22 protein-coding genes are annotated in these 24,304 nt (G+C 34.0%); 5 read left to right on the plus strand and 17 right to left on the minus strand.

Translation table 11 applies throughout. The features are described from left to right. Positions 1 to 24: 24 nt before the first annotated feature. The 8 genes from BR77_RS05390 to pepA all read right to left on the minus strand — a co-directional run bounded on the left by BR77_RS05390 (position 25) and on the right by pepA (position 8,934). Positions 25 to 516, minus strand: a complete 492-nt coding sequence (locus tag BR77_RS05390; RefSeq protein WP_015075944.1) for a GNAT family N-acetyltransferase — start codon at positions 514 to 516, stop codon at positions 25 to 27. Between the two features lie 136 nt (positions 517 to 652). Further along, positions 653 to 1,144 (minus strand): MaoC/PaaZ C-terminal domain-containing protein, encoded by a 492-nt coding sequence (locus BR77_RS05395; RefSeq protein WP_010053597.1) that lies wholly within the window; start codon positions 1,142 to 1,144, stop codon positions 653 to 655. A 351-nt stretch (positions 1,145 to 1,495) separates the two neighbouring features. Further along, positions 1,496 to 2,827 carry a UDP-N-acetylmuramate--L-alanine ligase gene (murC, locus tag BR77_RS05400; protein WP_015075942.1) on the minus strand — a complete coding sequence of 444 codons (1,332 nt, stop codon included), beginning with the start codon at positions 2,825 to 2,827 and terminating at the stop codon, positions 1,496 to 1,498. A 530-nt stretch (positions 2,828 to 3,357) separates the two neighbouring features. Continuing rightward, positions 3,358 to 6,093, minus strand: coding sequence for a DNA translocase FtsK (locus BR77_RS05405; RefSeq protein ID WP_016356370.1), 2,736 nt, complete (start codon positions 6,091 to 6,093; stop codon positions 3,358 to 3,360). 270 nt (positions 6,094 to 6,363) lie between these two features. Beyond that, positions 6,364 to 6,978, minus strand: a complete 615-nt coding sequence (gene ytpR / locus BR77_RS05410; protein ID WP_015075937.1) for a YtpR family tRNA-binding protein — start codon at positions 6,976 to 6,978, stop codon at positions 6,364 to 6,366. A 25-nt stretch (positions 6,979 to 7,003) separates the two neighbouring features. Further along, positions 7,004 to 7,477: a universal stress protein gene (locus BR77_RS05415; protein WP_015075936.1), complete on the minus strand. Its 474-nt coding sequence runs from the start codon at positions 7,475 to 7,477 to the stop codon at positions 7,004 to 7,006. A 36-nt stretch (positions 7,478 to 7,513) separates the two neighbouring features. Then, positions 7,514 to 7,828: a thioredoxin family protein gene (locus tag BR77_RS05420; protein WP_010053590.1), complete on the minus strand. Its 315-nt coding sequence runs from the start codon at positions 7,826 to 7,828 to the stop codon at positions 7,514 to 7,516. A gap of 26 nt (positions 7,829 to 7,854) precedes the next feature. Next, the gene (gene pepA / locus BR77_RS05425; RefSeq protein ID WP_010053588.1) at positions 7,855 to 8,934 is read right to left on the minus strand and encodes a glutamyl aminopeptidase; all 1,080 of its coding nucleotides are present in this window, start codon (positions 8,932 to 8,934) and stop codon (positions 7,855 to 7,857) included. Between the two features lie 185 nt (positions 8,935 to 9,119). On the opposite strand from pepA, the gene BR77_RS05430 reads away from it, so the two are divergent. Then, positions 9,120 to 9,458, plus strand: a complete 339-nt coding sequence (locus BR77_RS05430) for a membrane protein (RefSeq protein ID WP_010053586.1) — start codon at positions 9,120 to 9,122, stop codon at positions 9,456 to 9,458. Between the two features lie 59 nt (positions 9,459 to 9,517). Here BR77_RS05430 and trmB read toward each other — a convergent pair whose 3' ends face one another. The 6 genes from trmB to BR77_RS05460 form a co-directional block, all read right to left on the minus strand. Continuing rightward, positions 9,518 to 10,162, minus strand: coding sequence for a tRNA (guanosine(46)-N7)-methyltransferase TrmB (gene trmB, locus BR77_RS05435; protein WP_015075934.1), 645 nt, complete (start codon positions 10,160 to 10,162; stop codon positions 9,518 to 9,520). Between the two features lie 73 nt (positions 10,163 to 10,235). Continuing rightward, complete coding sequence (locus BR77_RS05440) at positions 10,236 to 11,033, minus strand: phosphotransferase family protein (RefSeq protein WP_010053584.1); 798 nt, start codon at positions 11,031 to 11,033, stop codon at positions 10,236 to 10,238. A gap of 347 nt (positions 11,034 to 11,380) precedes the next feature. Further along, positions 11,381 to 12,805, minus strand: a complete 1,425-nt coding sequence (locus BR77_RS05445) for an MDR family MFS transporter (protein WP_010053583.1) — start codon at positions 12,803 to 12,805, stop codon at positions 11,381 to 11,383. Positions 12,806 to 12,928: 123 nt separating this feature from the next. Continuing rightward, entirely contained in the window at positions 12,929 to 13,789 is an 861-nt protein-coding gene (dat, locus tag BR77_RS05450) for a D-amino-acid transaminase (protein ID WP_010053582.1), read from the minus strand. 173 nt (positions 13,790 to 13,962) lie between these two features. Beyond that, entirely contained in the window at positions 13,963 to 15,195 is a 1,233-nt protein-coding gene (locus tag BR77_RS05455; protein WP_015075933.1) for an ABC transporter permease, read from the minus strand. After that, positions 15,182 to 15,931 carry an ABC transporter ATP-binding protein gene (locus tag BR77_RS05460; RefSeq protein WP_015075932.1) on the minus strand — a complete coding sequence of 250 codons (750 nt, stop codon included), beginning with the start codon at positions 15,929 to 15,931 and terminating at the stop codon, positions 15,182 to 15,184. Before BR77_RS05460 ends, BR77_RS05455 begins: the two co-directional genes overlap by 14 nt. A 237-nt stretch (positions 15,932 to 16,168) precedes the next feature. Between BR77_RS05460 and BR77_RS05465 the strand changes: the two genes are divergently transcribed. From BR77_RS05465 to BR77_RS05480, 4 genes are all read left to right on the plus strand, one after another. Further along, a complete protein-coding gene (locus BR77_RS05465; protein ID WP_010053578.1) occupies positions 16,169 to 16,597 on the plus strand; it encodes an HIT family protein in 429 nt (142 codons plus the stop codon). A 2-nt stretch (positions 16,598 to 16,599) separates the two neighbouring features. Next, entirely contained in the window at positions 16,600 to 16,998 is a 399-nt protein-coding gene (locus BR77_RS05470; RefSeq protein WP_010053577.1) for a YtxH domain-containing protein, read from the plus strand. Positions 16,999 to 17,153: 155 nt separating this feature from the next. Then, the gene (locus tag BR77_RS05475) at positions 17,154 to 18,053 is read left to right on the plus strand and encodes a peptidylprolyl isomerase (RefSeq protein WP_051120421.1); all 900 of its coding nucleotides are present in this window, start codon (positions 17,154 to 17,156) and stop codon (positions 18,051 to 18,053) included. Positions 18,054 to 18,191: 138 nt separating this feature from the next. Next, a complete protein-coding gene (locus tag BR77_RS05480; protein WP_035064159.1) occupies positions 18,192 to 19,103 on the plus strand; it encodes a peptidylprolyl isomerase in 912 nt (303 codons plus the stop codon). Positions 19,104 to 19,166: 63 nt separating this feature from the next. Here BR77_RS05480 and BR77_RS05485 read toward each other — a convergent pair whose 3' ends face one another. Genes BR77_RS05485 through BR77_RS05495 form a run of 3 tightly spaced genes read right to left on the minus strand, consistent with a single transcriptional unit; the run spans position 19,167 to position 24,230 of the window. Next, on the minus strand, positions 19,167 to 20,150 hold the full coding sequence (locus BR77_RS05485; RefSeq protein WP_015075929.1) for a 3'-5' exoribonuclease YhaM family protein: 984 nt from the start codon (positions 20,148 to 20,150) through the stop codon (positions 19,167 to 19,169). 41 nt (positions 20,151 to 20,191) lie between these two features. Next, complete coding sequence (locus BR77_RS05490) at positions 20,192 to 22,999, minus strand: ATP-binding protein (protein WP_035064164.1); 2,808 nt, start codon at positions 22,997 to 22,999, stop codon at positions 20,192 to 20,194. Continuing rightward, positions 22,989 to 24,230, minus strand: a complete 1,242-nt coding sequence (locus BR77_RS05495; protein ID WP_016356369.1) for a metallophosphoesterase family protein — start codon at positions 24,228 to 24,230, stop codon at positions 22,989 to 22,991. Before BR77_RS05495 ends, BR77_RS05490 begins: the two co-directional genes overlap by 11 nt. Positions 24,231 to 24,304: the final 74 nt, after the last annotated feature.

The raw sequence follows: 24,304 nt of genomic DNA on the forward strand, positions 1-24,304 counted from the left end.
ACTCCTTTATAATCTTACTTTATTTTATAAAAACTTTTGATAAATCACATGCTCTTTATCAAAAATAACTGTATTTTTCAATTTATGAAAGTGATTTTTTTCAGCTAATTTAAGAGAAGCGGTATTCATTGGATCAATAATGCTGACTAACTCCTGTAAACCTAACGTCGATTTTCCATAGTCTAGCATAAACTCCGTCGCTTCGCTGCCATATCCTTTGCGCCAATATTCTCTCGCAATGTGATAGCCTAGCTCATACTTTTGCTCTCCATCAATCACTTGCTGAACTATTCCACAATCGCCAATCAATTGACCTGTTTCTTTTAAACAGACCGCCCAAAGCCCCATTCCATTTCTCTGATAGTGCTCTATTGACCACTCAAGCCATTCCATTGTTTTTTGTTTCGAAAAAGGGGCTGGGTAATACGTCATCATTTCAGTATCAGAAAAAATTGTAACGGCGGATTCCAAGTCAGTCATTTGATAGGGTCTAATTTTTAAACGATACGTTTCCATTGGTATCTCCTTTTTAATAAATGTATCCTCATTCAGTTTACCAAAAAAAGAGACAGATAGCGAAAAATAAATTTTAAAGTTCTTATAAAAAAGGGCACTAAAAAAACCAGACAAACATCTGGTTTTTAGAGTAACTTTATTTAGTAGTCTCTTCAACTTCATTTTGTTCCTCAATTTCTTCTGGTAAACCAAGCAAACGTGGTGGTTCAACCATAAAGACAGCATCTATTACGCGTTCATCCTTCATATTTTTCCCATCCACTGTGATTGTAATAACTTCTTTCATCAAATCAACACGAATGACTTCAAAATCAAACGTAATTGTTTCATAATGAAAAACGGGATTTAATAAATTGACAGAGACATTGACGACTAAAGAACCTGGACCTGGTAAATGCTTCGAAATCGCACTTGTCATAATCCCTATCAGCATAACCGTTGGTACTAATGGCTTTTCATAAGCTGTTTGACTTGCATAGTCATGTTGAATAAATAGTGGATTGGCATCATTTGTTAAGCCTAAATAAAGCAAGATATCTTTATCTTCAATATTTTCAGTAACACTCAAATTGTCACCTTCAGAAATTTCACTAATTAATTTTCCAATTTTTCTTGGTTTTCCGATCATAAACTTCCGCACCTACTCTCATTTTATTCGCACTTTTATTTTACCATAATACCTATTATCTAATCTATAAAAAAGCTCGTTGAGTTCGTTCAGGCTCGACTGAAGAATAGGGAAATTTGATGTGACGCTTTTTTCCGCCTCGAACTTTTATCTTTTTCTCGAGGAGTTGGCTCATAAGAGCTAGCCTAATCAAAAGCTTGTTGAGCCCGCTCAGCTCCGATAAGAAAATAGAAAAAATTGATGTGGCGCTTTTTGCCACCTCGAATTTTTATCTTTTTCTCGAGGAGTTGGCTCATAAAAGCTAGCCTATAAAAAAAACGACAGAAAAAATGTCGTTTCGTCTATTTCCGTTTAATTATTTTGTAAAATTGTACGACTTAAAATAGTTTCATAAGCATATTCAAATTTTTGAACATCGCCTGCCCCCATGAAAATCACAACTGCATCATGATGATCTAATAATGGCGACATATTTTCTTCTTGTAAAACTAATGCACCATTGGTAATTTTATCTGCTAAATCTTGAATCGTTACATTTCCTTGCTCTTCTCTAGCAGAACCGAAAATATCACATAAATAAACACGATCAGCTAAATTTAATGCTGCTGCAAAATCACTTAGCAAAGCAATTGTCCGTGTAAATGTATGGGGTTGAAAAACAGCAATCAACTCTTTATCTGGATATTTTTGACGTGCAGCATCTAAAGTAGCACGAATTTCTTGAGGATGATGTGCATAATCATCAATAATAATCATATCTGCCATTGATTTTTCACTAAAACGACGTTTTACCCCTTGGAAAGTAGTTAGGTTCTTGGCGATTAATTCAGCTGAAATACCTTCTAATTGACACACAGCAATAACAGCTAAGGCGTTTAAAACATTATGCGCGCCATATGTTGGAATTTCGAAATGCCCAAAGAATTCTTTTTCTACATAGACATCAAAACCAGAACCTTTAGTGGTTCGAACAATATTTTTTGCTTGGTAATTATGATCATCAGAAAAACCGTAGTAAAGAACGGGTACATCTGCTTTTAATTTTTTTAATTCCTCATCTTCACCACAGGCAATAATAGCTTTTTTAACTTGATTTGCCATTGTTTGGAACGCAGAAAAAACATCTTCTATACCAGTGAAATAGTCAGGATGATCAAAGTCAATATTTGTCATAATAGCATAGTCTGGTGAATAGGCTAAAAAATGACGACGGTATTCGCAAGCTTCTAAAACAAAAAATTCAGCATCAGGAACTCCATGCCCTGTACCATCTCCAATGATGTAACTTGTCGGCTCGATAGAACTTAAAACATGAGCAAGCAATCCTGTTGTACTTGTTTTACCATGAGAACCTGTAATTGCAACGCTTGTATAGTCATTTAAAAAATCTCCAATAAACTTATGGTAACGAATAACTGGTATTCCCATATCTAGTGCTGCTTTAATTTCTTCATGAGTATCTGGAAAGGCATTTCCAGCTATGATTGTTAAGCCATCGTGAATGTTTTCTTTTGAAAAAGGTAAAATAGTAATCTTCGCATCTTCTATTCCTTTTTGAGTGAAATAGTAATTATCTACATCTGACCCTTGGACTTTAAATCCTTTGTCATGTAAAACTAATGCTAGTGCGCTCATACCTGATCCTTTAATTCCGACAAAATGATACGTTGTTTGTTTATTCATTTTAATGCCTCCAAGTTTTTTCTTAAATAGGACTACTGTTTAAAATTTATCTAGTTTAAGTAATTAGTTAGTATGGCTCTTTTACAATTATAAGTAAAAACCATTTTTTTAAGTTTAATTTAAGAACAAATAAATTGTTCCCATTCTAGCCTGAATAAAAAGTTCGTTGAGCTGATTAACTCTGGCAGAAAAATAGGGAAATTTGATGTGGCGTTTTTTTGCCACCTCGAAATTTTATCTTTTTTCCGAAGAGTTGGCTCATAAGAACTAGCCTGAATAAAAAGTTCGTTGAGCTGGTTAACTCTGGCAGAAAAATAGGAAAATTTGATGTGGCGTTTTTTGACACCTCGAAATTTTATCTTTTTTCCAAAGAGTTGGCTCATAAGAACTAGCCTAATAAAAAGCAATGAATATAGTATACCACGATTTTATTTTTTAGCCTACTGCTTTCATTCAATAACGGACCTTTCGCTTCTAAATGAACGGAAAAAGGAACGATAGTCTCACCTACCATTCCATTTGTTCCTGTTTTATAAATAATTTTTTTCATACTCTGCTTGAGTTAGAAAAACATCTCTAGGCTTAGAACCTTTATTTCCTGAAATTAAATTTTGTGATTCTAAAGCTTCTATTAAGTTTGAAGCTCGATTAAAGCCAATCTTAAATTTACGTTGCAATAATGAGACTGAAACAGTTTCTTCGTTCGCAATAAAAGCTAAAATTGTTTCGAATAGTTCATCTTGTCCCTCAACTAGCTCTAATTTCGCTAGTAGTGTTTCTGGCTCGAATAAATAATTAGGGCCACGTTGCTCTTTTACATGTTTCACTATTGTGTCGATTTCATTTTCTACATAGGTTCCCTGGATACGGATAGGTCTGCCAGAGCCGTTTTCCATAAAGAGCATATCGCCTCTTCCAAGTAACTTTTCAGCACCGCCAATATCTAAAATTGTACGGGAGTCAATTTGACTTGAAACCATAAAGGCAACTCGCGTTGGAATATTATTTTTTATTGTTCCTGTAATAACATCGACACTTGGACGTTGTGTTGCTACTAACAAGTGAATTCCAGCGGCTCGCGCCTTTTGAGTAATTCTTGCAATATAATCTTGAACTTCACTACTGGCTACCATCATTAAATCAGCTAACTCGTCAATAATAATCACAATATAAGGAATTTTCAAACCAAATTCGCCTGTTTCTTCGGCTTTTTCATTAAATCGCTCAATATTACGGACACCTGCTGCCGCTAATTTTTGATACCGTTCTTCCATTTCATCTACTGCCCACTTCAACGCTTCAGCCGCAGCTTTCGGTTCTGATATAACTGGGGATAGCAAATGCGGAATATCATTATATGGAGCCAATTCAACTGCTTTTGGATCAATTAAAATTAATTTTACTTCGCTAGGTTTGGCTTTATAAAGAATACTAATTAGGAGTGAATTAATAAAGACACTTTTCCCAGAACCCGTTGCACCTGCTATTAATCCATGAGGCATTTTCTCAATCGTCGTGACCATCGCTTCTCCAGCCAAATTAACACCTAAAGCAACTGTTAATGGGGATTTACTTTCTTTAAAAGCTTGACTGTTCATAACTTCTGAAAGCATCACAGGTCTTGAATTACAATTAGGAATTTCAACTCCAACTGAACTTTTACCAGGGATAGGCGCTTCAATACGAATATCTTTCGCCGCTAAAGCCAACTTCAAATCATCTGATAAATTTGTGATTTTATTAACCTTTACTCCTCTGCCTAACTGTAACTCAAATTGAGTAACAGCTGGTCCAATTGTCCATCCAATAACTTGTGCATCAACACCAAAGGCATCTAATGTTTCATTTAACAATTCAGCTTGCTCTAAAACCCAGTCATCAACACTGCTATTTTCAAACTCAACAGGTGGATTCAATAGATTTAAAGGTGGTAAATGGTATTGTCTTAAGTCTTGCTCTTCTTTTTCAGAAATAGAGTTCATACTTGGTAATTCTATTTTTGTTGGGTTAATAGCTTGGGGTATTTCAGATACCTCACTAGCTTGTTCTTCTGAAATAGGCTCTTCTTCACTATTTGGTAGAGACTCTTCTTCACTGAGTTCTACTTCATTCAGTTGAGGCTCTATTATAAACTCTTCTTCAATTTCCTCAGCATCCCAGCCAGAATTTGATGCCTCTTCGCTTATTTCTAAACTCTTCAAATACTCTTCATCATGAGGAGGCTCTTCTTCATCTAAAGTCTCTGAACCTTCATCATGCATTGGTGTTGAAACTTCTTGTAGCTGTTGGCTTAAATAATTAAAACGACTTAACGCTGCTTGAATTTCTAAATCAGAGTCTGATTCGTCTACTTCAATCGGCTCAACAACAGTCTCTTCTATTTCATCATTAGTTTCCTCTGGTAAATTTTCTGCAGCCTCGCCAAAGTAACGCGCAACGTTGGTTCCTCTGTTTAAGTGGATATCTTGTTCTTCCTCAATCATGCCTTGTAAAGAACGTTGCAATCGTTTGCTGTGTTTATCCTCTTTTTCCTCTGAACTTACTTCAACAAGCTCTTCCTCAGGTAGTTTGATCTCTTCATCAACAATTTCCTCTAAGATAGCTTCATTGATAAGTACTTCATCCAACTCTTTCGAATCAGTCTCTATTAGTTCGATGCTTTCTTCTTCGACTAAATCCCCTTCTGTATCAAAGGTTAATAATGCTGTATTGTCTTGTTTTTCAAATTCATTCTCCTGAACTTCTGCTTCAGTTGCCAATAAAATAAAGGTATCAAATTCTTTTTTTAACGCTTTTTCCATCTTTTGATAATCAATGCCTGAAGAATCAACTTTTTTTTCTTGCTTAAAGCCATAAACCGGTGAAGGTACTTTTTGAACTTTAAAAGGTGTTGAACTGCGACTATCAGTTAAAGCAGTCGGTGTCTTTTCAATTGATTTCCGGATATTTTCTTTATCAAGAATACGCTGTTCAATTCTTTTTTTTCGTTCTTCAAATTCTCTTTGTTCTTTTTTCTCAGCAGCTTTTGTTTCCATTCTACTGTAGGCATCATTTCTAGTTAGAAACTCTGAAAAAACGGCTTCTGGTGCTGAATAATGACCTTCTCTTGAACGTTTTACTGGTTTATCTTTTATTTTTTTGGTTTCATTTAACGTCTCATTTTTTTCTTTCTGGGAAACTTTATCCGTATCAGAGTAGAAAGGAAACTTAAATTTTTTTGGAGTATTGCGTCCATTTTGATAGCTTGGTCCATCATAATTTGACATGATAACCCTCCTTTTCTCCTCTTAAATTCTTCTCTAGTTTACCACAGTTCTACCTTATTTTATAGATGGAAATAGAATGAAAAAACCGACACTCGTATTTAAATTATCCAGAAAAGTCAGTAGTTATAGCTAACAGCTTTTATACAGATAACTAAGGTATCCGAGCTTCCATACAGTGCACCTCGCTCTTAAGCCTATAAAACCCGTATGAAATCCATTTTTTCAAATGGTATTTTCATACGGGTTTCTATTTTAATTCATCTAAATTGGTTAGGCTCCAACTGGAAAAGCTTCACCAACAACAGCTGATGCTGGTAAAACTAAAATGCCTTTTTCAAGCGGTGCGTCCGGTAAGTTTAATTCTTTTCCAGAACAAATCATACCATGACTAGGTTCGCCACGTAACTCTCCATCCCAAATCAACAATCCATTTGGCATCATAGCACCAACTTTTGCTACGACTACCTTTTGTCCCTTATCAATGTTAGGTGCTCCACATACGATTTGAACAATCTCGCCATTATCAATTTCAGTTTGCGTAATAGATAAATGATCTGAATCTGGATGTGGTACGCATTCTTTAACCAATCCAACTACAAATTTAGGCGTTTCATCTGCTTCTAATACATCTGCAAATCCAACTTCTTTCAATTTTTCATTTAAAAGACTAACTTCTTTAGACGTTAGATTTACTTGACCGTTCCCTGTAACACTTAAAATGTCTGATACATTAAAAAAATTAAAGCCTACTGTTTCATTGGTTTCACTTTTAAAAATGCGCGTAACAGATCCTTTACTTTCAAATTTTTGTTCAGCAAATGTACTGTTACCAGTCATAATAATTAATGTATCACCAATACCTTCTTTATTGTAGCAACTAATCATCAATTTAATTTCTCCATTTCTTCATTTAGTCATTTTTTATATCTGATTCTTGACTGCGAATGATTAATACATCGCAAGGGGCAAAGCGAATAATATATTGGCTCACGCTTCCCATCATTAATCGTTCCATTCTATTCATACCACTTTGACCACATAAAATCAAATCGATTTGATAGTCTGCTGGCAAAGTTTTAGCTAATAATTCTTTAGGTGAACCACTGACCAATTCTGTCATCACTTTTTTAACACCTTGATCAACAGCTTGTTTTTGATATGTTTCTAAGGCAATATTCATGACGTTCGTTTCTTCTTCACTAGCCTCAATATCGAAACTAGCAACCCCCATTGTATACGCCCTATTATCAACAACATGAACAATTAATAAATCTGCATCATTTCTTTTAGCTGTTTCTATCGCTTTATTTAGCGCACTAATCGATTCGTCACTACCATCAACTGCTACCATTATGTGTTTATATTGTTGTATTCCTAAAGTCATGACCTTCAGCTCCTCTTTCTTCAAAAATTTAGTCAATTACGCAAGATTTTTAATAAACGACTCTATCTCTGCTTGTGTTTTGCGATCTTTATTTACAAAACGACCGGTTTCTTTGCCATTTTCAAAAGCGACAAAACTCGGAATTCCCATAATTGAAAGTTCACCACATAAGTCAATAAATTCGTCGCGATCAACTTGAATAAAGGTAAAATCTGGATGCGCTGCTTCAATTTCTGGCATAACTGGTTTAATATAAACACAATCTCCACACCAGTCTGCTGTAAAGAAAAAAATAGTTTTCCCTTTATTTTTCTCTACTTGAAACTCTTCAATTGATTTTAATTCTCTCATTCGAAACTCCTCTTTTCTGCATTGACTTAATTATTTTTCATAATCGTTTCATATGTGCTACGATCCATAGTTCTAGCCACTTGCAGAACCATTTCTTTAGCTGCTGCATAATCATCCATATGGAACATTGTTTGATGTGTATGGATATAACGAGCACAAACACCGATCACAGCACTTGGTACACCATTATTTGAAATATGAGCTGCACCTGCGTCTGTACCACCCTTAGATACAAAATATTGATAAGGTATATTATTTGTTTCCGCTGTATCTAATAAAAATTCACGCATCCCTTTTAAGGTAATCATGCCTGGGTCAAATATTCTTAGTAAGAAGCCTTCACCTAAATGACCATATTTTGATTTATCGCCAGTCAAATCATCTGCTGCTGAACAATCAACGGCAAAAAATAAATCTGGTTTAAATTGATGAACAGCACCTTTTGTACCGCGCAAACCAACTTCTTCTTGAACATTTGCTCCAGCAATTAAAGTATTAGGCAAAGCCTCTCCTTGAAGCTCTTTCAGGGCCTCAATAACAACCGTACAACCATAACGATTATCCCAAGCTTTACTAATTATTTTTTTGCCATTAGCCGTTTTAATCGTTTCAACATCTGGAACGATCGAATCTCCTGGACGAACACCAAATGCCATCGCTTCTTCTTTCGAATCAAAGCCAGCATCAAATAAGATATCACCAATATCTGGAGCTCCTGCTTTACCATTAGTTCCTCTTAATAAATGAGGTGGAACGGAAGAAGAAACACAAGGATAATTGCCTTTGGCTGTTTGAAGTGTAAATCGTTGCGCTGAAACAACGTAAGGATTCCAACCACCTAAGGGAACAACTCTAAATAAGCCTTGTTCAGTGATGCTTGCTAGCATAAAACCAACTTCATCCATATGAGCTGCTAACATAATTCGTGGAGCATTTTCAGCTTTACTACGGCGAATTCCAAATATACCACCTAATCCATCTTGGACAACTTCGTCTACAAGCGGTGTGATTTCTTTACGCATTACCTCACGAATCGGGTGTTCAAAACCACTAGTACCTTGTAGCTCTGTCATTTTTTTTACTAACGAAAAAGTCTCTTCATTCATTTTATACTCACAAATAGTTTATCAAAATAGAACTATTCTGTGATCTATCCTCCTTTAAATTCATTTAACTTCTCTAGTATATCGCACTTTCACTTTTATTTTAACAGGCAACGCTTCAATTGTCTTTTTTATTAGAAATTTGTTATACTATTTCTAGTAATGAAATTGACTGGAGGAATAGAATCATGACTGATAGAGATTCGAATTATAGCACTTATGCACTTGTAGGTGGTTTTATTTTTGGCGCCGGCCTAACTTGTGGTTACCAAATTGCAAAACTAGTACAAAAAAAGAAAGTTATCCATGGAGATGAAATTTTAGACACTGTAAAAAACTTATTCTTAGAAGAAGGACCCATTGAAGGCTCTTGGATTGAACTAAAACGTGTCCCTTTACGTAAGTTTGCTTTTAAAACAGAAGTTTATTATGGTGGCGTTTCCCGAATCGAAGAGGACCAACTAATGCAATATGAATTTATTGCAGATGCACATACTGGATCTATTTTGGATTTATATCGAATTTAACTGAACATAAAAACAGAGTGAGACTGCGTACCTAAGATACGTAGTCGCACTCTGTTTTTTTATTTTTTACGGAACTTCGCTACCACTCGATAAATTCGTTGACCACGGTTAGAAAATTTCTCTTCATACTCAGTCATTACATTGCCTTCAAAATCACTTTCATGTAAATTTAACCAAACTTGTTCTAAAATCATGCCGTATTTGGAAAAACTATGAAGTGAATATTCAAATAGCCCTTGATTATCTGTCTTAAAGTGTATTTCGCCTTCTGGAATCAAAATGGATTCATAGTTAGCAATAAAATCAGCAGACGTTAGACGGCGTTTTTCATGTCTTGTTTTAGGCCATGGATCTGAGAAATTCAAATAAACTTGGTTGACTTCACCTTTTTCAAAATATTGTGACAAAGCTCCACCATTTACATGTAAAAGTTGTAAATTTGGTAAATCTTCGGCAATTAATTTGTCTAAAGCAACAACAACAACGCTCATTTGTAATTCAATCCCGATATAGTTGATTTCTGGATGCAGTTTGGCCATTTCAGTTACAAAACGCCCTTTCCCTGTTCCAACTTCAATATGAATTGGATTTTTGTTCCCAAAGCGTTCGTGCCACTTCCCTTTCCAAGTTTCGGGTGTATCAACAATGTACTGTGGATAGCTGGCAATTTTAGCGGGTGCTCCCGGTTTATTTCGTAAACGCATGAATTACATTCTCCTTTTTCTCTTTTTACTACTTGAAAAAAAGAATCCTCTTTATGAAACCACCAAGAGGATTCTAATTATAAGTTTCATTTGTATTTTTGTAGATACTTTGTAAAGTGAGTATATCTTGATTCATTTCATGAAAACGAGATTGATAGTGATGACGTTTTGTTTGTTGTAAGAAATTAATTAATGCATACCATTCAATTCGTTTGATTAATTCATCTGTCACAACTACACCATAATTTTCTAACCACGCACGCCATTGTTTTTTCTCAACATATTGGCACAACAACATACTTAAATCTAATGCTGGATCAGCTAATACTGCCATATCCCAATCAACTAAATACAAGCGATTTTCATCAGAAAGCAACCAATTTTTACGATAAATGTCGCCATGGCAAACTCGTGGTTGAACAGACTCCATTGATTTAATTTCAGCTTTTAATTTAGCTAAAATTTCATTTAGCATCGGATGAATTTTCAAATCATGCGGCAGCTCCATTTGGTACGATTGAATTAACTTTTCTGGTGAAACTTCTTCACCACCAACTCTAGATAGCATTTTTCGCAATGTATCTGAGTGATGTATTTTATAGAGTAATTTAGCTACACTGGGTAGTGTCATTTCTGAGCTTTTTAATGTCCGACCATTTAACCATTCTTGAGCAGTCAAAACATCCCCGTTCCCAATGCGCTTTGTCCATACAAGACGAGGGGTAATGCCTTCAACTGAAAGTGCAGCTAAAAAAGGAGAAGAATTCCGCTTCAAAAAAAGCTTTTCTTCAGCCTTGATCCCCATGTAAGCTTGACCTGTGTCTCCGCCTACAGGAAGTAATTTCCATCCTGTATCAATCTCAAAATCCATTGCAATCATTCCCTGTTATATAGTTAGAAAAACTAAATGTTTATTTTTATTCTCTGCTGATTAACTTTTTAAATAAGATTTTTCGTTTTAGTGTGACGAAAAACAAAACTTGTAGAGTCAAAAATGATAGACACCGATAAGATGTCTATCATCTATTCACTCCCTATTTTAGGTTGCTTCACTGAATACGTCAAGCGTATATACGTTCGATTTGTAATTTTTTTTTTAAATGCTTTATTTAGTGTCTTTTTTTGCAAAAAGTTTTAAACTTTCATTCAGTTTTTCATTTTATTTTAACTAAAGAACTTATCTTGATAGGTTGCAATTTAATTCTAACAAGGCAATTTTCAGTTTCTTAACACATCAACTTCAATATTTTTGCGTTTTTCACGGATTAAAAAGGTCAAAAGAAAACCTGCCAATGAAAATAAACCAACAACCATAAAGACAAACTGAAAACCTTTTAGAGAAGCTAGAATTGGACTTCCTAAGGCAACTGCGCTTTGGCTATTAGAAACCATCGTCATAATAACAACAAAAAGCGCTGTCCCCATTGATCCAGATAATTGTCTTTGTGTGTTAAACATGGCAGAAGCATGAGCGGCCATATCTAGAGGGACTGCGTTAAATGCTCCAGTTTGAAGTGGCATTAAAGTTAAAGATATCCCTAAAGAACGAATTAGCTGGATACTAACAATTAATGTTACACTAGAATTCAAATCTAAAAAGCCAATACAAAAAGTCATAATTGTAATTAAAAATAATCCAGTAATAGCTAGTTTTTTTCCACCGTATTTATCAAATAATCGCCCAGTTATTGGACTCATTACAGCAATCACAATCGAACCTGGTAATAAAATCATCCCGGATTTCATCGGTGACCAACCGCGGATAGATTGAAAATAAATTGGAAATAAAATAATTCCTCCGTACATTCCAGCTAGTATAATAAATGAAATAATCATATTTAAACGGAAACCGCGAATCTTAAAAACCTTAAAATTCAGTAATGGATGTTCTGAACGATTGCAACGAAGAACTAATAGAATCATGGAAACAATCCCAACTAAAATAGCACCTAAAACATTGATACTAAGGAAATCATGAGAAGAGGCATTGCTAAATCCAAATAACAAACCGCCAAATCCAAGTGTTGAATAGATAACACTTAACCAATCTAGCTTAGGTTTTCCAACCTCACTGACATTTTTCAAAACAAAAAAGGCAATGATAATATCAATTAAAGCAAATGGTAAAATAAAATAAAACAACATGCTCCAATGGTAATTTTGGACAACCCAACCAGAAAATGTAGGGCCAATCGCTGGGGCGAAATTCATTCCTAAACCAATTAATCCCATTGCTGCGCCTCTTTTTTCAATTGGAAACATGTACAAAATGACAATTGTTTGGAGCGGCAAAACAACTCCAGCCCCTACAGCTTGAACCATACGTCCTATGATTAAAACCCAGTAAACATCTGCAGTTGCTGCTATAGCTGTTCCAATAAAAAAGGTAATCATCGCAAATAGATACAATTGCCTTGTTGTAAAACGCTCAACTAAGTATGCTGTAATAGGGATCATAATACCGTTTATTAACATATAAGAAGTCGTCAACCATTGACCACTTGTTGCCGTGATTGAAAAATCATTCATAATGCTAGGTAAGGCCGTGCTTAATAACGTTTGATTCAAAATTGTAACGAAGGTTCCCATAATAATAACACCGAGTATCGTTACTATGTGGGAATTTTGATATTTTGTTTCCATAAATTTTCCCCCTATATCTTTTGTAACTCACGTCAAAAGACGCTGGACCCCATAATGGGACAGCGTCTTCACAACTAAATAATCGTATCATAAATTAATTCATTCAGCAATTATTTTGTTTTTTTAGCGAATTTTTCCACAAACTTCTTCCACTGCTGCTACATACAAATCCTGTAACTGCTTAACGATTGGTCCACGTTTACCGTCGCCAACCTTCACTCCATCTATCTCTACAACAGGCATTGCCTCAATTGTCGTACTTGATGAGAACACTTCATCTGCCGCTTTTAGCTGCTCTAAAGTAAATGCTTCTTCTTTTACTGGGATACCCGCTTCTCTAGCGACCTTTAAAAGAACAATTTTTGTAATCCCTGCTAGAATTAAATTCCCATCAGGATGTGTATAAATGGTACCATCTTTAACTATCCACATATTTGTTGAAGAACCCTCTGTTACGATTCCATCACGATGTTGGATTGCTTCTTCAGCACCTTTTTTATGCGCTTCATGTTTTGCCATAATGTTTCCTAATAAACTGATTGATTTAATATCACAATGTAACCAACGACAGTCTGGTATCGTAATCACAGGAATACCTGTGTCCATTTTAACTTGGTTTCTTGGCACTTTAGTTGCAGAAGCAGTAAATACCGCTGGCACCTTAGTTGGATCTGGGTAAGTATGGTCTCTAGGAATAGCGATTCCTCTTGTAACTTGGAAGTAAACATTGCCTGTTTCAATATCATTTGCAACTAACAGCTCATTTAATAATTCTTTTAACTTATTTTTAGTAAAAGGTAGAACGAGTTCAATTTTTTCTGCTCCCTTAAATAAACGGTCAATATGTTCATCTGCAGTGAAAAACACTCCATTGTAAGCACGGATTACTTCGTATAAACCATCCCCAAATTGGTATCCACGATCTTCCATATCAATTTCCACGTCTGATCGTTCTACGATTTTATCATTCCAAATTACTTTCATTCTAAGCCCCTCATTTCTTAACCTCTAAATTTTTTATTTTTCTGTTGCTATCATATCAAAATTTTTTAAGTGGTGCACTATATTTATCTGAAAATTCTAAATCTATAATAAATCTTAATCATTAAAAAAGTTAGGTTTTCTACTTTAGTGTAGAGAACCTAACTTCATATGAATTAATAAGCTCGTGATTTTTTCATTTTTTTAAGACGAATTGGCACATACACCTGAGTGAAAATAAATACAAAAGCCAAACAGCCAATAAAAATTAACAAACTTTCTGCAAGTGTCAGCGTGAATAAGCTCGTTATAAAGATAGCAATAGCCTGTCCACCTAACGCAACTGAAAATAATTTTTTAAGTGATTTACCTTTAGCTAACTCATTAACCGGATACAATCTAGTTAGAGCCATATTATCATAATGGAAATATAGAGGTAATAACTGGAAGCCTGTTAGATAAATAAATAAAATACTTAACAAAATCGCCATTATAAAACTATGACTGAAAATGATTAAAAGAACCACAATAACCGATAAACGCAGATATAATCCACTGTATTCCGTCCCTCTTAAAAATGTTCGCGCATATAAAAAACTAAATGTATTTTGGTGAACGGGTTGAATTCGTTGCAATAACACATCTAAATAACGGCGACGTTTTACTTTTCCCTTTAATGAAGGAATATCAGTAAATAAATTAATAAACTGATAGATACGATGCATCCTTTGTTCTTCATCTTGTACCATCATTTCCCATTGATAAATCGTCTCATTTTCTATTTTTTTGAAAATTGGTCCGCTAACAAATTGTAAAATAATCGCTAAACATGTCGCGAGAATTGGTGAAAAGAAGACTGCTAAAGCCACAATAAAAATAGCTATTCCTAATTTAATTAATTGCCATTTTAATCGTTCTTCTTTTCCACTTAGCTTTAAAGATAAAAGTTGAATATCTAAATCCCAATTTTTTAATAAAAGTAAAATTAAAGCAAAATAAGTCATATCAAAAAAATCAAACTCTGTTGTTGCAACTAAAAGTGGCATAACAAATGCCGTTAATAAAACAATTAAAAAAGTTGGCAATAATAAACTGTACGCTTTTGCTGCTTTTAAATAGCGAGGCAACTCTTTTTCTTTAGGTAGTAAAAAAACTGCATCAGGCGCCTCAATTAAGGTCGCTAATTTACCTATAAAAATAGAAGCCACAAAAATAAGTAACGCAATCCAACGTCCCCAAATAAAACTGGAATCTAATGTTTTTAATAAATTTGAATACCCTAAACTTAATGCACCAAAAATAAAGAAACAAACAATGACAAAATGATCATTTAACACATATTTTAAATAGCGGGCCATCTTCTTCTCGTGAAGCTTAAGTCTTTTTTTCCAAATTTCAAGCATCATCATTTAATTGATCCTCTTCTTTAGTTAAATGAATATAAATTTCATCTAACGTTGCTTCTGGCATTTGGAAGCTTGCCCGTAAATCTTCCAAAGTACCTTGCGCTTTAATTTCGCCATTATGCAGTAGTACAAATCCATCACACTGACGCTCAGCCGTCGCTAAAATATGAGTAGACATCAAAATTGAAGCCCCTTGTTCTTTCATCTCATTCATCAATTCTAATAACGCATTAATTCCCAATGGATCTAATCCTAAAAAAGGTTCATCAATAATATACAAACTAGGCTCCACTAAAAATGCACATAAAATCATGACTTTTTGTTTCATTCCTTTTGAAAAGTTAGCTGGAAACCAGTCTAGTTTATTGCTTAGACGAAAAGAGGTTAATAATTTTTCAGCACGTTGAAAAGCAATATCTTGCGGCACATCGTAGGCCATTGCCGTTAGTTCAATATGTTCTTTTAACGTTAATTCTTCATATAAAACTGGAGTTTCCGGGATAAAAGCAAATTTTTTGCGGTACCCTTCTGTATCTGCTGTCAATGTTAACTCATCAATTGTAATTGAGCCTTTTTGCGGGTTCATCAACCCTATAATATGTTTAATTGCTGTACTTTTACCAGCACCATTCAATCCAATTAACCCAATTAATTTTCCTTTTTCAACTTCAAAGGAGATATCTTTTAAAACAGGTACTTGACTATAGCCTCCTGTTAAATTCGTTACTTTTAAACTCATGGTGTTTTATGCCTCCTTAAATACATTTTATTTTAATAGTATAACATATGAAGTGAGAATGACGAACTTGCTTTTATGCACATATTGGAAATGAAATAAACGAAAGCCATTTTGATTAAAAAGACAATTTTTAATGAATGCTTTTTTTCATTAGTTAGCGTTTCACTTTCAGGTCTTTTTATGATACATTTAACCTAGTCATTTCATTAATATAAACGAAAGTAGGTAAATTTAAAAATGGAAGAATGCATATTTTGTAAAATTATTAACCGAGAAATTCCTAGCCATGTAGTTTATGAAGATGAGGATGTTCTAGCCTTCCTTGACATCACACAAGTCACCAAAGGTCATACACTTCTGATTCCAAAACTTCATGTCTCAGATATTTTTGAATACAATCAAGAATTAGCAGCAACGATTTTTTCTCGTTTGCCAAAAGTTGCTCGAGCGATTGAAAAATCGGATCCAGCAATTAAAGGCTTAAACATTGTTAATAATAATCGTGAAGTTGCCTACCAAACTGTTTTCCATTCTCATGTACATTTAATTCCGCGTTATGATACAAAAGATGACTTTTCTATGCGTTTTGGAAATCATATGGCCGATTATACACCTGATCAACTCAGTACTGTGGCACAATCAATTAAAAACGAATTGGAGGATTAATTATGGGACACTCATTTTTAAAAGGATTATTTATAGGCTCAATTGTAGGTGGAATAACAGCTTTATTAACAACACCTCGCTCTGGAAAAGAAAATCGAGATATTCTATTAAGTTATGTCGATGATACCACCGTTCTAGTTGATGATGTTTCAACTAGTGTTAACGCCTTAAAAGATGCAATCCAAACACTAACCACTGAAGGTTTAGAATTAGTTAATGAATTTTCCGAAGACATGACTGATACTGTGGAAGAATTTACCATGCAAAATCAGCCGCGTCTCCGCAGAATTGAAGAAAAAGCTCAAAAACTAACGACAGATTTGGAAGAAATTGCAGAGATATTTCCTGAAATGGCTGAAGAATCGAATCAAAATATCCAAGTACAAAATACTCCTTCTTAATACTCAATATATACCTGTTTATCTTATTGCTAAAATATGATTTTTTTATGACTTTATAATGAAAAATTCTATTTTAGTAGTTATTTACATCTGTTTTGTGATATATTGTTTACGTGGATAAAATGTTTTAATAAAATAGAAATGGACGTGTTATGATGAAAAAGTTTTTAGTATCATTTACAGTAGCAGCGGCATTGTTAACAATGGCTGGTTGTTCTAACAGCGGTAAAACAGTAGCCTCTACTACTTCTGGGAAAATTACCCAAGAGCAATTATATGATAAGATGAAAGATCAATACGGAACAACAGTTTTACAAACAATGCTTTTATCAAATGTATTAGAAGATCAATATGGTAGTAAAGTTGATAAAAAAGCTGTTGAAGCTGAGTACAATACACTTAAAGAACAATATGGCGATAGCTTTGAAGACGTATTGAAACAAAGTAATACAACTTCTAAAGCACTGAAAGAAAATATCCGTTCACAATTATTAATGGATGCTGCAATTGCTGACAATTCTAAATTTACAGATGCTGACTACAAACGTGCATTTGAAACTTGGACTCCAAAAATGACAGCTCAACATATCTTAGTTGCTGACGAAGCAACTGCTAAAGATTTGATTGCTAAAATCAATGCTGGTGAAGATTTTGATAAATTAGCAAAAGAAAACTCAACAGATACTGCTACTAAAGAAGATGGCGGAAAATTACCTGAGTTTGACTATACAAGTTCTCTAGGAACTGAATTTGCAACAGCCGCTTCTAAATTGAAAGATGGCGAAGTAAGCAAAGAGCCAGTTCAAAGCCAAAGTGGTTACCACATCATTAAAATGGTTAAAAACCCTGGCAAAGGCAAATGGGAAGATCATAAAAAAGAGTTGAAAACAATTCTAGTTACTGAAATTAGAAATGATCAAGCTAAATTGACACCTATTTTAGCTAAAGTAATCAAAAAAGCAAACGTTCAAATTAAAGATGAAGACTTGAAAGATGCTATGGCACCATTTACACAACCAGCAGCAACTTCTAGCTCTAGCGAATCTAAAAAATAAGAACACACTTAAGGAGGCTGGGACAAAAGTCCTCAGCCTCCTTTTATTATGACTAAAAAAAGAGAGATTTTAATCTTTCTCTAGATATGATATATTAATACTTATAAGTTCGATAAAAAAAGAAATGGATGTGTTTTAATGAAAAAATTAATAACTGCTGGTGCGATTATTTTAACATCGTTAACTTTGGCAAGTTGTTCCACTAATAATGATGTAGCTACAACAAAAGCTGGAAATATTACTAAAGAGGATTTATATGAAGCAATGAAAACCACTGCTGGCCCTTCTTCCCTACAACAGCTAATTATTTCTGATGTTTTAACAGAAAAGTTTGGCGATAAAGTAACAGATAAACAAGTAGATAAAGATTTTAACGCCCAAAAAGAACAGTATGGTGATCAATTTGCTGAGTTGCTTAAAAATTCAAACTATACAGAAGAAAGTTACAAAGAAGTTATCCGTATGAATTTACTCATTGAAGCAGCGGTTAAAGCAAATACTAAATTTACAGATGAAGACTACAAAACAGCTTGGGAAAGTTTCGTTCCTAAACTAACTGTTCAACATATTCTAGTAGCTGATGAAGCAACTGCTAAAGATTTAATTGCAAAAATTAATGCGGGGGAAGATTTTAGTACTCTTGCTAAAGAAAACTCTTTAGATACTGGATCAAAAGAAGATGGTGGAAAGTTACCTGAGTTTGACCACAACACTCCATACGATCCTTTGTTTATTGAAGCAGCTGCTAAACTAAAAGATGGTGAAGTGACACAAGAACCGGTTAACGGATCGAACGGCTACCATATTATCAAAATGATTAAAAACCCTGGTAAAGGTAAAATGGAAGATCATAAAAAAGATTTAGAAACGACAATGATTAAAGCACGCTTAACGGATGATGCTTATGTTCAATCTATTCTTTCTAAAATTATGCAAGATGCAAAAATTGAAATCAAAGATAAAGATTTGAAAGGTGCTATGGATACTTTCTTAAAACAAGATGATTCTTCAAAAGAAAGTTCAAAAGCAACAGATTCTTCAAAAAAATAATATCTAGCTAAATCTAACCAAAAAAAATTCCTTCTTAGCAAAATTAGCTAAGAAGGAATTTTTTTATTCTAGTAATTCAAGTTGTTCTTCACTCGTTACTTTAGTCATATTTGGTTTATAAAATGCACGATTGTCCATTCCAAATATTCGTTCAGTGAAGGTTCCGGGTTCTGTGCGATTAAGCGCAACATTTAGCATGTTAATTGACGCATCAATATTATCAATTTGGTGCAATACTTCTGCTTCACGCAAACGTGGACGAACAGGTGAACCATATTCCAACTGACCATGATGAGCTAAAATCATATGCTTCAATAAAATAATATCTTCTGATTTATCATCTATTTTCAACGCTAAACAAGCTTTTGTAATTTCTTCATCTACAATTACAATATGGCCAATTAAATTACCTTCTAATGTGTATTCAGTTGACATTGCACCTGAAAGTTCCATTACTTTTCCTAAGTCATGCAGAATCACACCTGAGTACAACAAAGGCTTATTGATTTCTGGATATTGCTCTGCAATAAATTTAGCTAAGCGCAACATTGAAATAGTATGGTATGACAAGCCACCCATATATGCATGATGGTGCTTTTTAGCTGCCGGAAATTGGAAAAATTCTTTTTGATATTTAGTCATTAAATGACGAACAACACGATTCATATTCGCATTTGTAATTTCAAAAATAGTTTGATTAATTTCTTCAACAATTTCTTCTTTTTTGATTGGCGCGCGTTCCATAAATAACTCTGGTGAATTGGGTTCATTATCATTTGCCAGTCTAATTTTAAATAATTTAACTTGAGGATTTCCTTGATAAAGTTCACGTTTACCTGATACACGTACCACTTTTCCAGCTAAAAATGCCTCAATATCAGAATCAGATGCATCCCAGTACTTTCCGTCTATTTGACCACTGACATCTTGAAAAGTAAAGGCGATAAATTTTTTCCCATTTTTGGCTACCCGTACATCTGCATTTTTTACCAATAGAAATAAATCAAATGTATCATCTACATTGTAATCAAAAATCTTTTTATCCATCAAACTCCCACTCTCGTTTATATATTTTTATTTACTCTTTTCTATTGTAACACTTTCACTTGCTCTTTGGAAAATTCCTTTTGACTTTCGCTACTACAAGTAAAATAAATGATCTGACTTGTTTGGCTAATTTCATTTAATAACTGAAATATTTCACTTCTTCGTTCAGCATCAAAATTGACAAAACCATCATCAATCAACAAAGGTAATTTTAATAAATCCGTTGCATTTTTTATGAAAGCAAATCGTAAAGCCACATAAAGTTGTTCGCCAGTCCCCTGAGATAACTCATTAACTTCATATATAGACCCATCTTGCCTCTGAACTTGAATTCGTTCATCTTTAAATAATAATCGCTGATAGTTCTTTTTTGTAAGAAGATTAAAATAATGAGAAGCATCTTCAATCATTTCTGGCAAACGATCTTTACGGGATAAAGTTAACATCTTTTCAATAATTTCTGCCGCAATTCGCAAACTACTCCATGATTGAACTAGCTCTTGCAACTCTGATTTTAAATTAGCAAATTCTTGTAGTAAGACGGAATATTGTCCACCTTCTTCTAAGTTTTTCAAGGCAACTTCACATTCAGCTTTTTGTTTTAACTGCGAGCTTATTTTCTTTTTTAACAGTTGCAATGTTTCATCTTGAGTTTGTAAGGCTTCAATTAATTCTTCTTTATCACGGTAATTTGTAAATAAAATTAAATCTTCCGCAATTTGATCCTCTAACAAATCTAATCGTGCTTTTTTTTGTTGCAATTCTTGATAAAGCACATATTTTTTTCGGAACTCTTCTTCGCTAGAAACATCTACGCTAGCAAATAAGCTTTTTTTATTTTTTTCAATGACTTTCTGATTTTCTTCTCCTGAAAGCAGTTCTTGTCTAATTTCCGCTACTCGTTGACTGATATGTTGCTGAGCATTTTCAATTTCTACCTGTTGTAAATAGAATTGTTGGAATGAAAAAAGAAATGTTGCTAAGTTCTCCATGCCAATTCCAATGATCTGCTGGCTAAATTCAACGCCACTAAACCATTCACTTATTTGTTTTGTTAAAGCATCTATCTCTAATTCTTGTTTTTCCGTCACACTTATTTGTTGCCGTATTTCAAAAAAAGGATCATCCACTACTAGTTTTTCTAAAGAAACCTCATTCGGGATCATTGTTTTTTGACTAAACTGTTGATGTTGACGATTAAATTGTTGTTTTTCTATATAGAATTGGTTTTCTTGATCCGTAAAATAATTTAACGCATCAGTGACATCATCTGCTTCTGCTAATTTCTCTCGCCACTGTTTCCGAATTTCTACTTGTTTAATATACTCTTCATAAGAATATTTTTCATTCGTTTTAGTAGTAGCTTTTTCTCTTTTGGTTCCGAATGCTTGATAACCTGTAATTAATAAACCTAGTCCACCGACAATCAACAGTATTACTCCTAAAGTAGTTCCTATCAAATAACCAGCAACCAAACTAAGTAGACTGCTAAAGGCAACAGCATAGAAACTTTTTGATTGTTTTTTTCGTGCTCTTTTTTGTCTTTGTGGGACAACTTCAGGTTTTTGATACTCTTGAAAATCTTTTGCTTCCCACAATTGATTTTCTAATTGATCGATTTGTTGATTTAGAACCTCTATTTGAAAATTCAATCGTTGTTTATCTTGCTGTAAGTTAACTTCTTTCTCTTGAATACTAGCCTGTAAATCAATTAAATTCTGCACTTCGGCTTTTAATTCAGTAGATAAAACTTGGGGAATTTCACCATAAATAGGTAAACCATTTTGGTGCAATAACTGTTCTAAATAGCGTTGATCTTGAAGCTGTTTAGCTTCAACTATTTCTTTTTTCTTCATCAACTCTTTTATCTGTTCTATTTTTAAATTAGCCTCTTTAAAACGATCTTTGTGTTCTAAATAAAAACTAAACCGTTCATCTTGACCTGCCTTACGACTTAATTGTAAGATTTGTTCTTTTTCTTTAATTTGAGTTGTCACAATTCTTGTCAGTTCGTCGTTCAATTGTTTCAGCTGGTACAGCCCATCTTCAGGTAAATTTATTAAGGCTTTTTTCTGAATTTGATTTTGGATTTCTTGAGCCTCTTTAAAATGAGCCCAATTGGAACTCAGTCGTTTTAATCCCGCCAATTCTCGCTCTAAATCTTCTTGTTGCCTTTCAAATTGTTTTAAATGCTCTGAAAGTTTTAATTTTTCATTTTGCAATTGATTGTATTCATTGTTTCGAGCTTTAACACTTTTTAATTGTTGCTCTTTTTGTTTTAATTGGCTAATTTTTTGATTAATTTCAGGAACACGCCCACTGGCTTTGTATAGTTTATTTGCTTCTTGTTGAAATTTATCGACAATCCTCAATAAACGCTCATTACCTAAAGTTCCAACACTAAGAAAATAACGATTTAATTTTGTTTGATTCATTTGTTGAACCTTTTGTAAACCAACTAAATCAAATGAAAACAAAGCTTGGTACGTATTTTTATCAATACCAAAAATAATTTTTTCTAATAAATCTTCTGAACCTGTTTCTCCGTTTGCTAGAGTAACGGTTACGTTCCCACTAGTTTTTCCCTTTACACGTTCAATTAAAACATTCCCATAAACCGTCTCTGAAATACGCAAACGACCACCATACTGACTACTATTGCGAGGTTCATAACGCGTGCCTGATCCTTGTTTTGTTGGAAATCCAAAAAGAATGCTATGAATAAAAGACATAACTGTCGATTTACCTGCTTCATTTTTTCCATAAAAAACTTGTAAATCTTGAATATCAGTAAAACTTTTATCTACCCATTTTCCATAACCATAAATTTCAATGGATTCAATTTTCATTCTTCTCACTTCCTTCAATTCCTAGTTGCTGAATAATTTTTTCTTTAGCCTCTGTAATAATCAATTCTCGATAGCGCTGATCTCTAGAATCAACATAGTCTTCAATTTGACCTTCTTCAAATAAAAAATTTGTGGCTTCGTTAAACCAACTTTCTTCTGCTACAAGATTTATTGCTTCTTGCCACTCTTTCGTCATAAAACTAAATTGGTTATTTCCTACCGTCTCTTTTTCTAAAACAATCCGATGTACCCAAATAATCACATCATCTGTTTCTGAAACTTGCTGAACCGCTTCTAATAACTCACCTGAATTAATTTTTTTGCGAACATTTAATGCCAAACTTTCGCTATCTGTCAAACGCAACTCAATAAATAATGATTGTTTATTATTTTTTTTAGTTTGGATAAATTCTTGGATGGTTTGATACACATCTCCTAAACGCTCTATACCTTTAAGTGACAACTGAACTTTTTCCCATTGAATAGTTGCTGTTGAATAAAACTGGTGCGTTTTAGCTTCTGCCGTTAGCTGGATCCACTCACAGCCCTTTGAATTTAATTCCTTACTGCTGCGCCCTTGCGTGTTACCAGAATAAATAACCAATGGATTCTCAGACAAAATTTGACGTTTATGAATATGTCCCAATGCCCAGTAATCATAATTTTTATTTTTAAGCTCTGTTAGTGTAAAAGGAGCATAGGTTCCGTGCTCTGATTCCACACCATCAACCGAACCATGAAGCATGCCAATGTGATAATCGGCTGTTTCTTCCCTTTTAGGATAACTTTCTATCATTCGTTCACGAACCCAACGCTTAGGGTAACTAAAACTAGTAATTGCAATGCGTTCATTCTTTTTAGTTGTTAACCAATGGGTTTCCACTTCCTCATTAAATATCGTCACATTTTTAGGCATCGTTAAATGCAATCCTGTGTTCTCTATGTAATCATGATTGCCATGACAAATAAACACTGGTATTTCAGCTGATTCTAATCGAATGAGTTCATTACGAAGGTAAGCTTGTGCTTTCACACTTCGATCATCACTATCATAAATATCCCCCGCCAGGCAAACAAAGTCAACTTGCTTATCAATTGCTAAATCAACAATTTTTTCCAGTGACTTAAAGGTTGATTGATAAATTTGTTCCCATAAAAAAGGTGGCAAACTCTTTAATCCAATAAAAGGACTATCTAAATGTAAATCTGCCGCATGAATAAATTGAACCATTTTACTTTCCTCCCACTTCATTCAATCAAAATAAACATATGTTCGTTGTCTAGTAAAAAAAAGAGCTCACTACC

It is taken from the genome of Carnobacterium maltaromaticum DSM 20342, assembly GCF_000744945.1.
In the GTDB taxonomy this organism is placed as follows: Bacteria; Bacillota; Bacilli; order Lactobacillales; family Carnobacteriaceae; genus Carnobacterium; species Carnobacterium maltaromaticum.

Excerpts from the sequence above, each read along its gene's own strand:
- BR77_RS05390 (WP_015075944.1), bottom strand. The coding sequence starts at position 516 with ATGGAAACGTATCGTTTAAAAATTAGACCCTATCAAATGACTGACTTG.
- BR77_RS05395 (WP_010053597.1), bottom strand. The coding sequence starts at position 1,144 with ATGATCGGAAAACCAAGAAAAATTGGAAAATTAATTAGTGAAATTTCT.
- murC (WP_015075942.1), bottom strand. The coding sequence starts at position 2,827 with ATGAATAAACAAACAACGTATCATTTTGTCGGAATTAAAGGATCAGGT.
- BR77_RS05405 (WP_016356370.1), bottom strand. The coding sequence starts at position 6,093 with ATGTCAAATTATGATGGACCAAGCTATCAAAATGGACGCAATACTCCA.
- ytpR (WP_015075937.1), bottom strand. The coding sequence starts at position 6,978 with ATGATTAGTTGCTACAATAAAGAAGGTATTGGTGATACATTAATTATT.
- BR77_RS05415 (WP_015075936.1), bottom strand. The coding sequence starts at position 7,477 with ATGACTTTAGGAATACAACAATATAAACACATAATGGTAGCAGTTGAT.
- BR77_RS05420 (WP_010053590.1), bottom strand. The coding sequence starts at position 7,828 with ATGAGAGAATTAAAATCAATTGAAGAGTTTCAAGTAGAGAAAAATAAA.
- pepA (WP_010053588.1), bottom strand. The coding sequence starts at position 8,934 with ATGAATGAAGAGACTTTTTCGTTAGTAAAAAAAATGACAGAGCTACAA.
- BR77_RS05430 (WP_010053586.1), top strand. The coding sequence starts at position 9,120 with ATGACTGATAGAGATTCGAATTATAGCACTTATGCACTTGTAGGTGGT.
- trmB (WP_015075934.1), bottom strand. The coding sequence starts at position 10,162 with ATGCGTTTACGAAATAAACCGGGAGCACCCGCTAAAATTGCCAGCTAT.
- BR77_RS05440 (WP_010053584.1), bottom strand. The coding sequence starts at position 11,033 with ATGGATTTTGAGATTGATACAGGATGGAAATTACTTCCTGTAGGCGGA.
- BR77_RS05445 (WP_010053583.1), bottom strand. The coding sequence starts at position 12,805 with ATGGAAACAAAATATCAAAATTCCCACATAGTAACGATACTCGGTGTT.
- dat (WP_010053582.1), bottom strand. The coding sequence starts at position 13,789 with ATGAAAGTAATTTGGAATGATAAAATCGTAGAACGATCAGACGTGGAA.
- BR77_RS05455 (WP_015075933.1), bottom strand. The coding sequence starts at position 15,195 with ATGATGATGCTTGAAATTTGGAAAAAAAGACTTAAGCTTCACGAGAAG.
- BR77_RS05460 (WP_015075932.1), bottom strand. The coding sequence starts at position 15,931 with ATGAGTTTAAAAGTAACGAATTTAACAGGAGGCTATAGTCAAGTACCT.
- BR77_RS05465 (WP_010053578.1), top strand. The coding sequence starts at position 16,169 with ATGGAAGAATGCATATTTTGTAAAATTATTAACCGAGAAATTCCTAGC.
- BR77_RS05470 (WP_010053577.1), top strand. The coding sequence starts at position 16,600 with ATGGGACACTCATTTTTAAAAGGATTATTTATAGGCTCAATTGTAGGT.
- BR77_RS05475 (WP_051120421.1), top strand. The coding sequence starts at position 17,154 with ATGAAAAAGTTTTTAGTATCATTTACAGTAGCAGCGGCATTGTTAACA.
- BR77_RS05480 (WP_035064159.1), top strand. The coding sequence starts at position 18,192 with ATGAAAAAATTAATAACTGCTGGTGCGATTATTTTAACATCGTTAACT.
- BR77_RS05485 (WP_015075929.1), bottom strand. The coding sequence starts at position 20,150 with ATGGATAAAAAGATTTTTGATTACAATGTAGATGATACATTTGATTTA.
- BR77_RS05490 (WP_035064164.1), bottom strand. The coding sequence starts at position 22,999 with ATGAAAATTGAATCCATTGAAATTTATGGTTATGGAAAATGGGTAGAT.
- BR77_RS05495 (WP_016356369.1), bottom strand. The coding sequence starts at position 24,230 with ATGGTTCAATTTATTCATGCGGCAGATTTACATTTAGATAGTCCTTTT.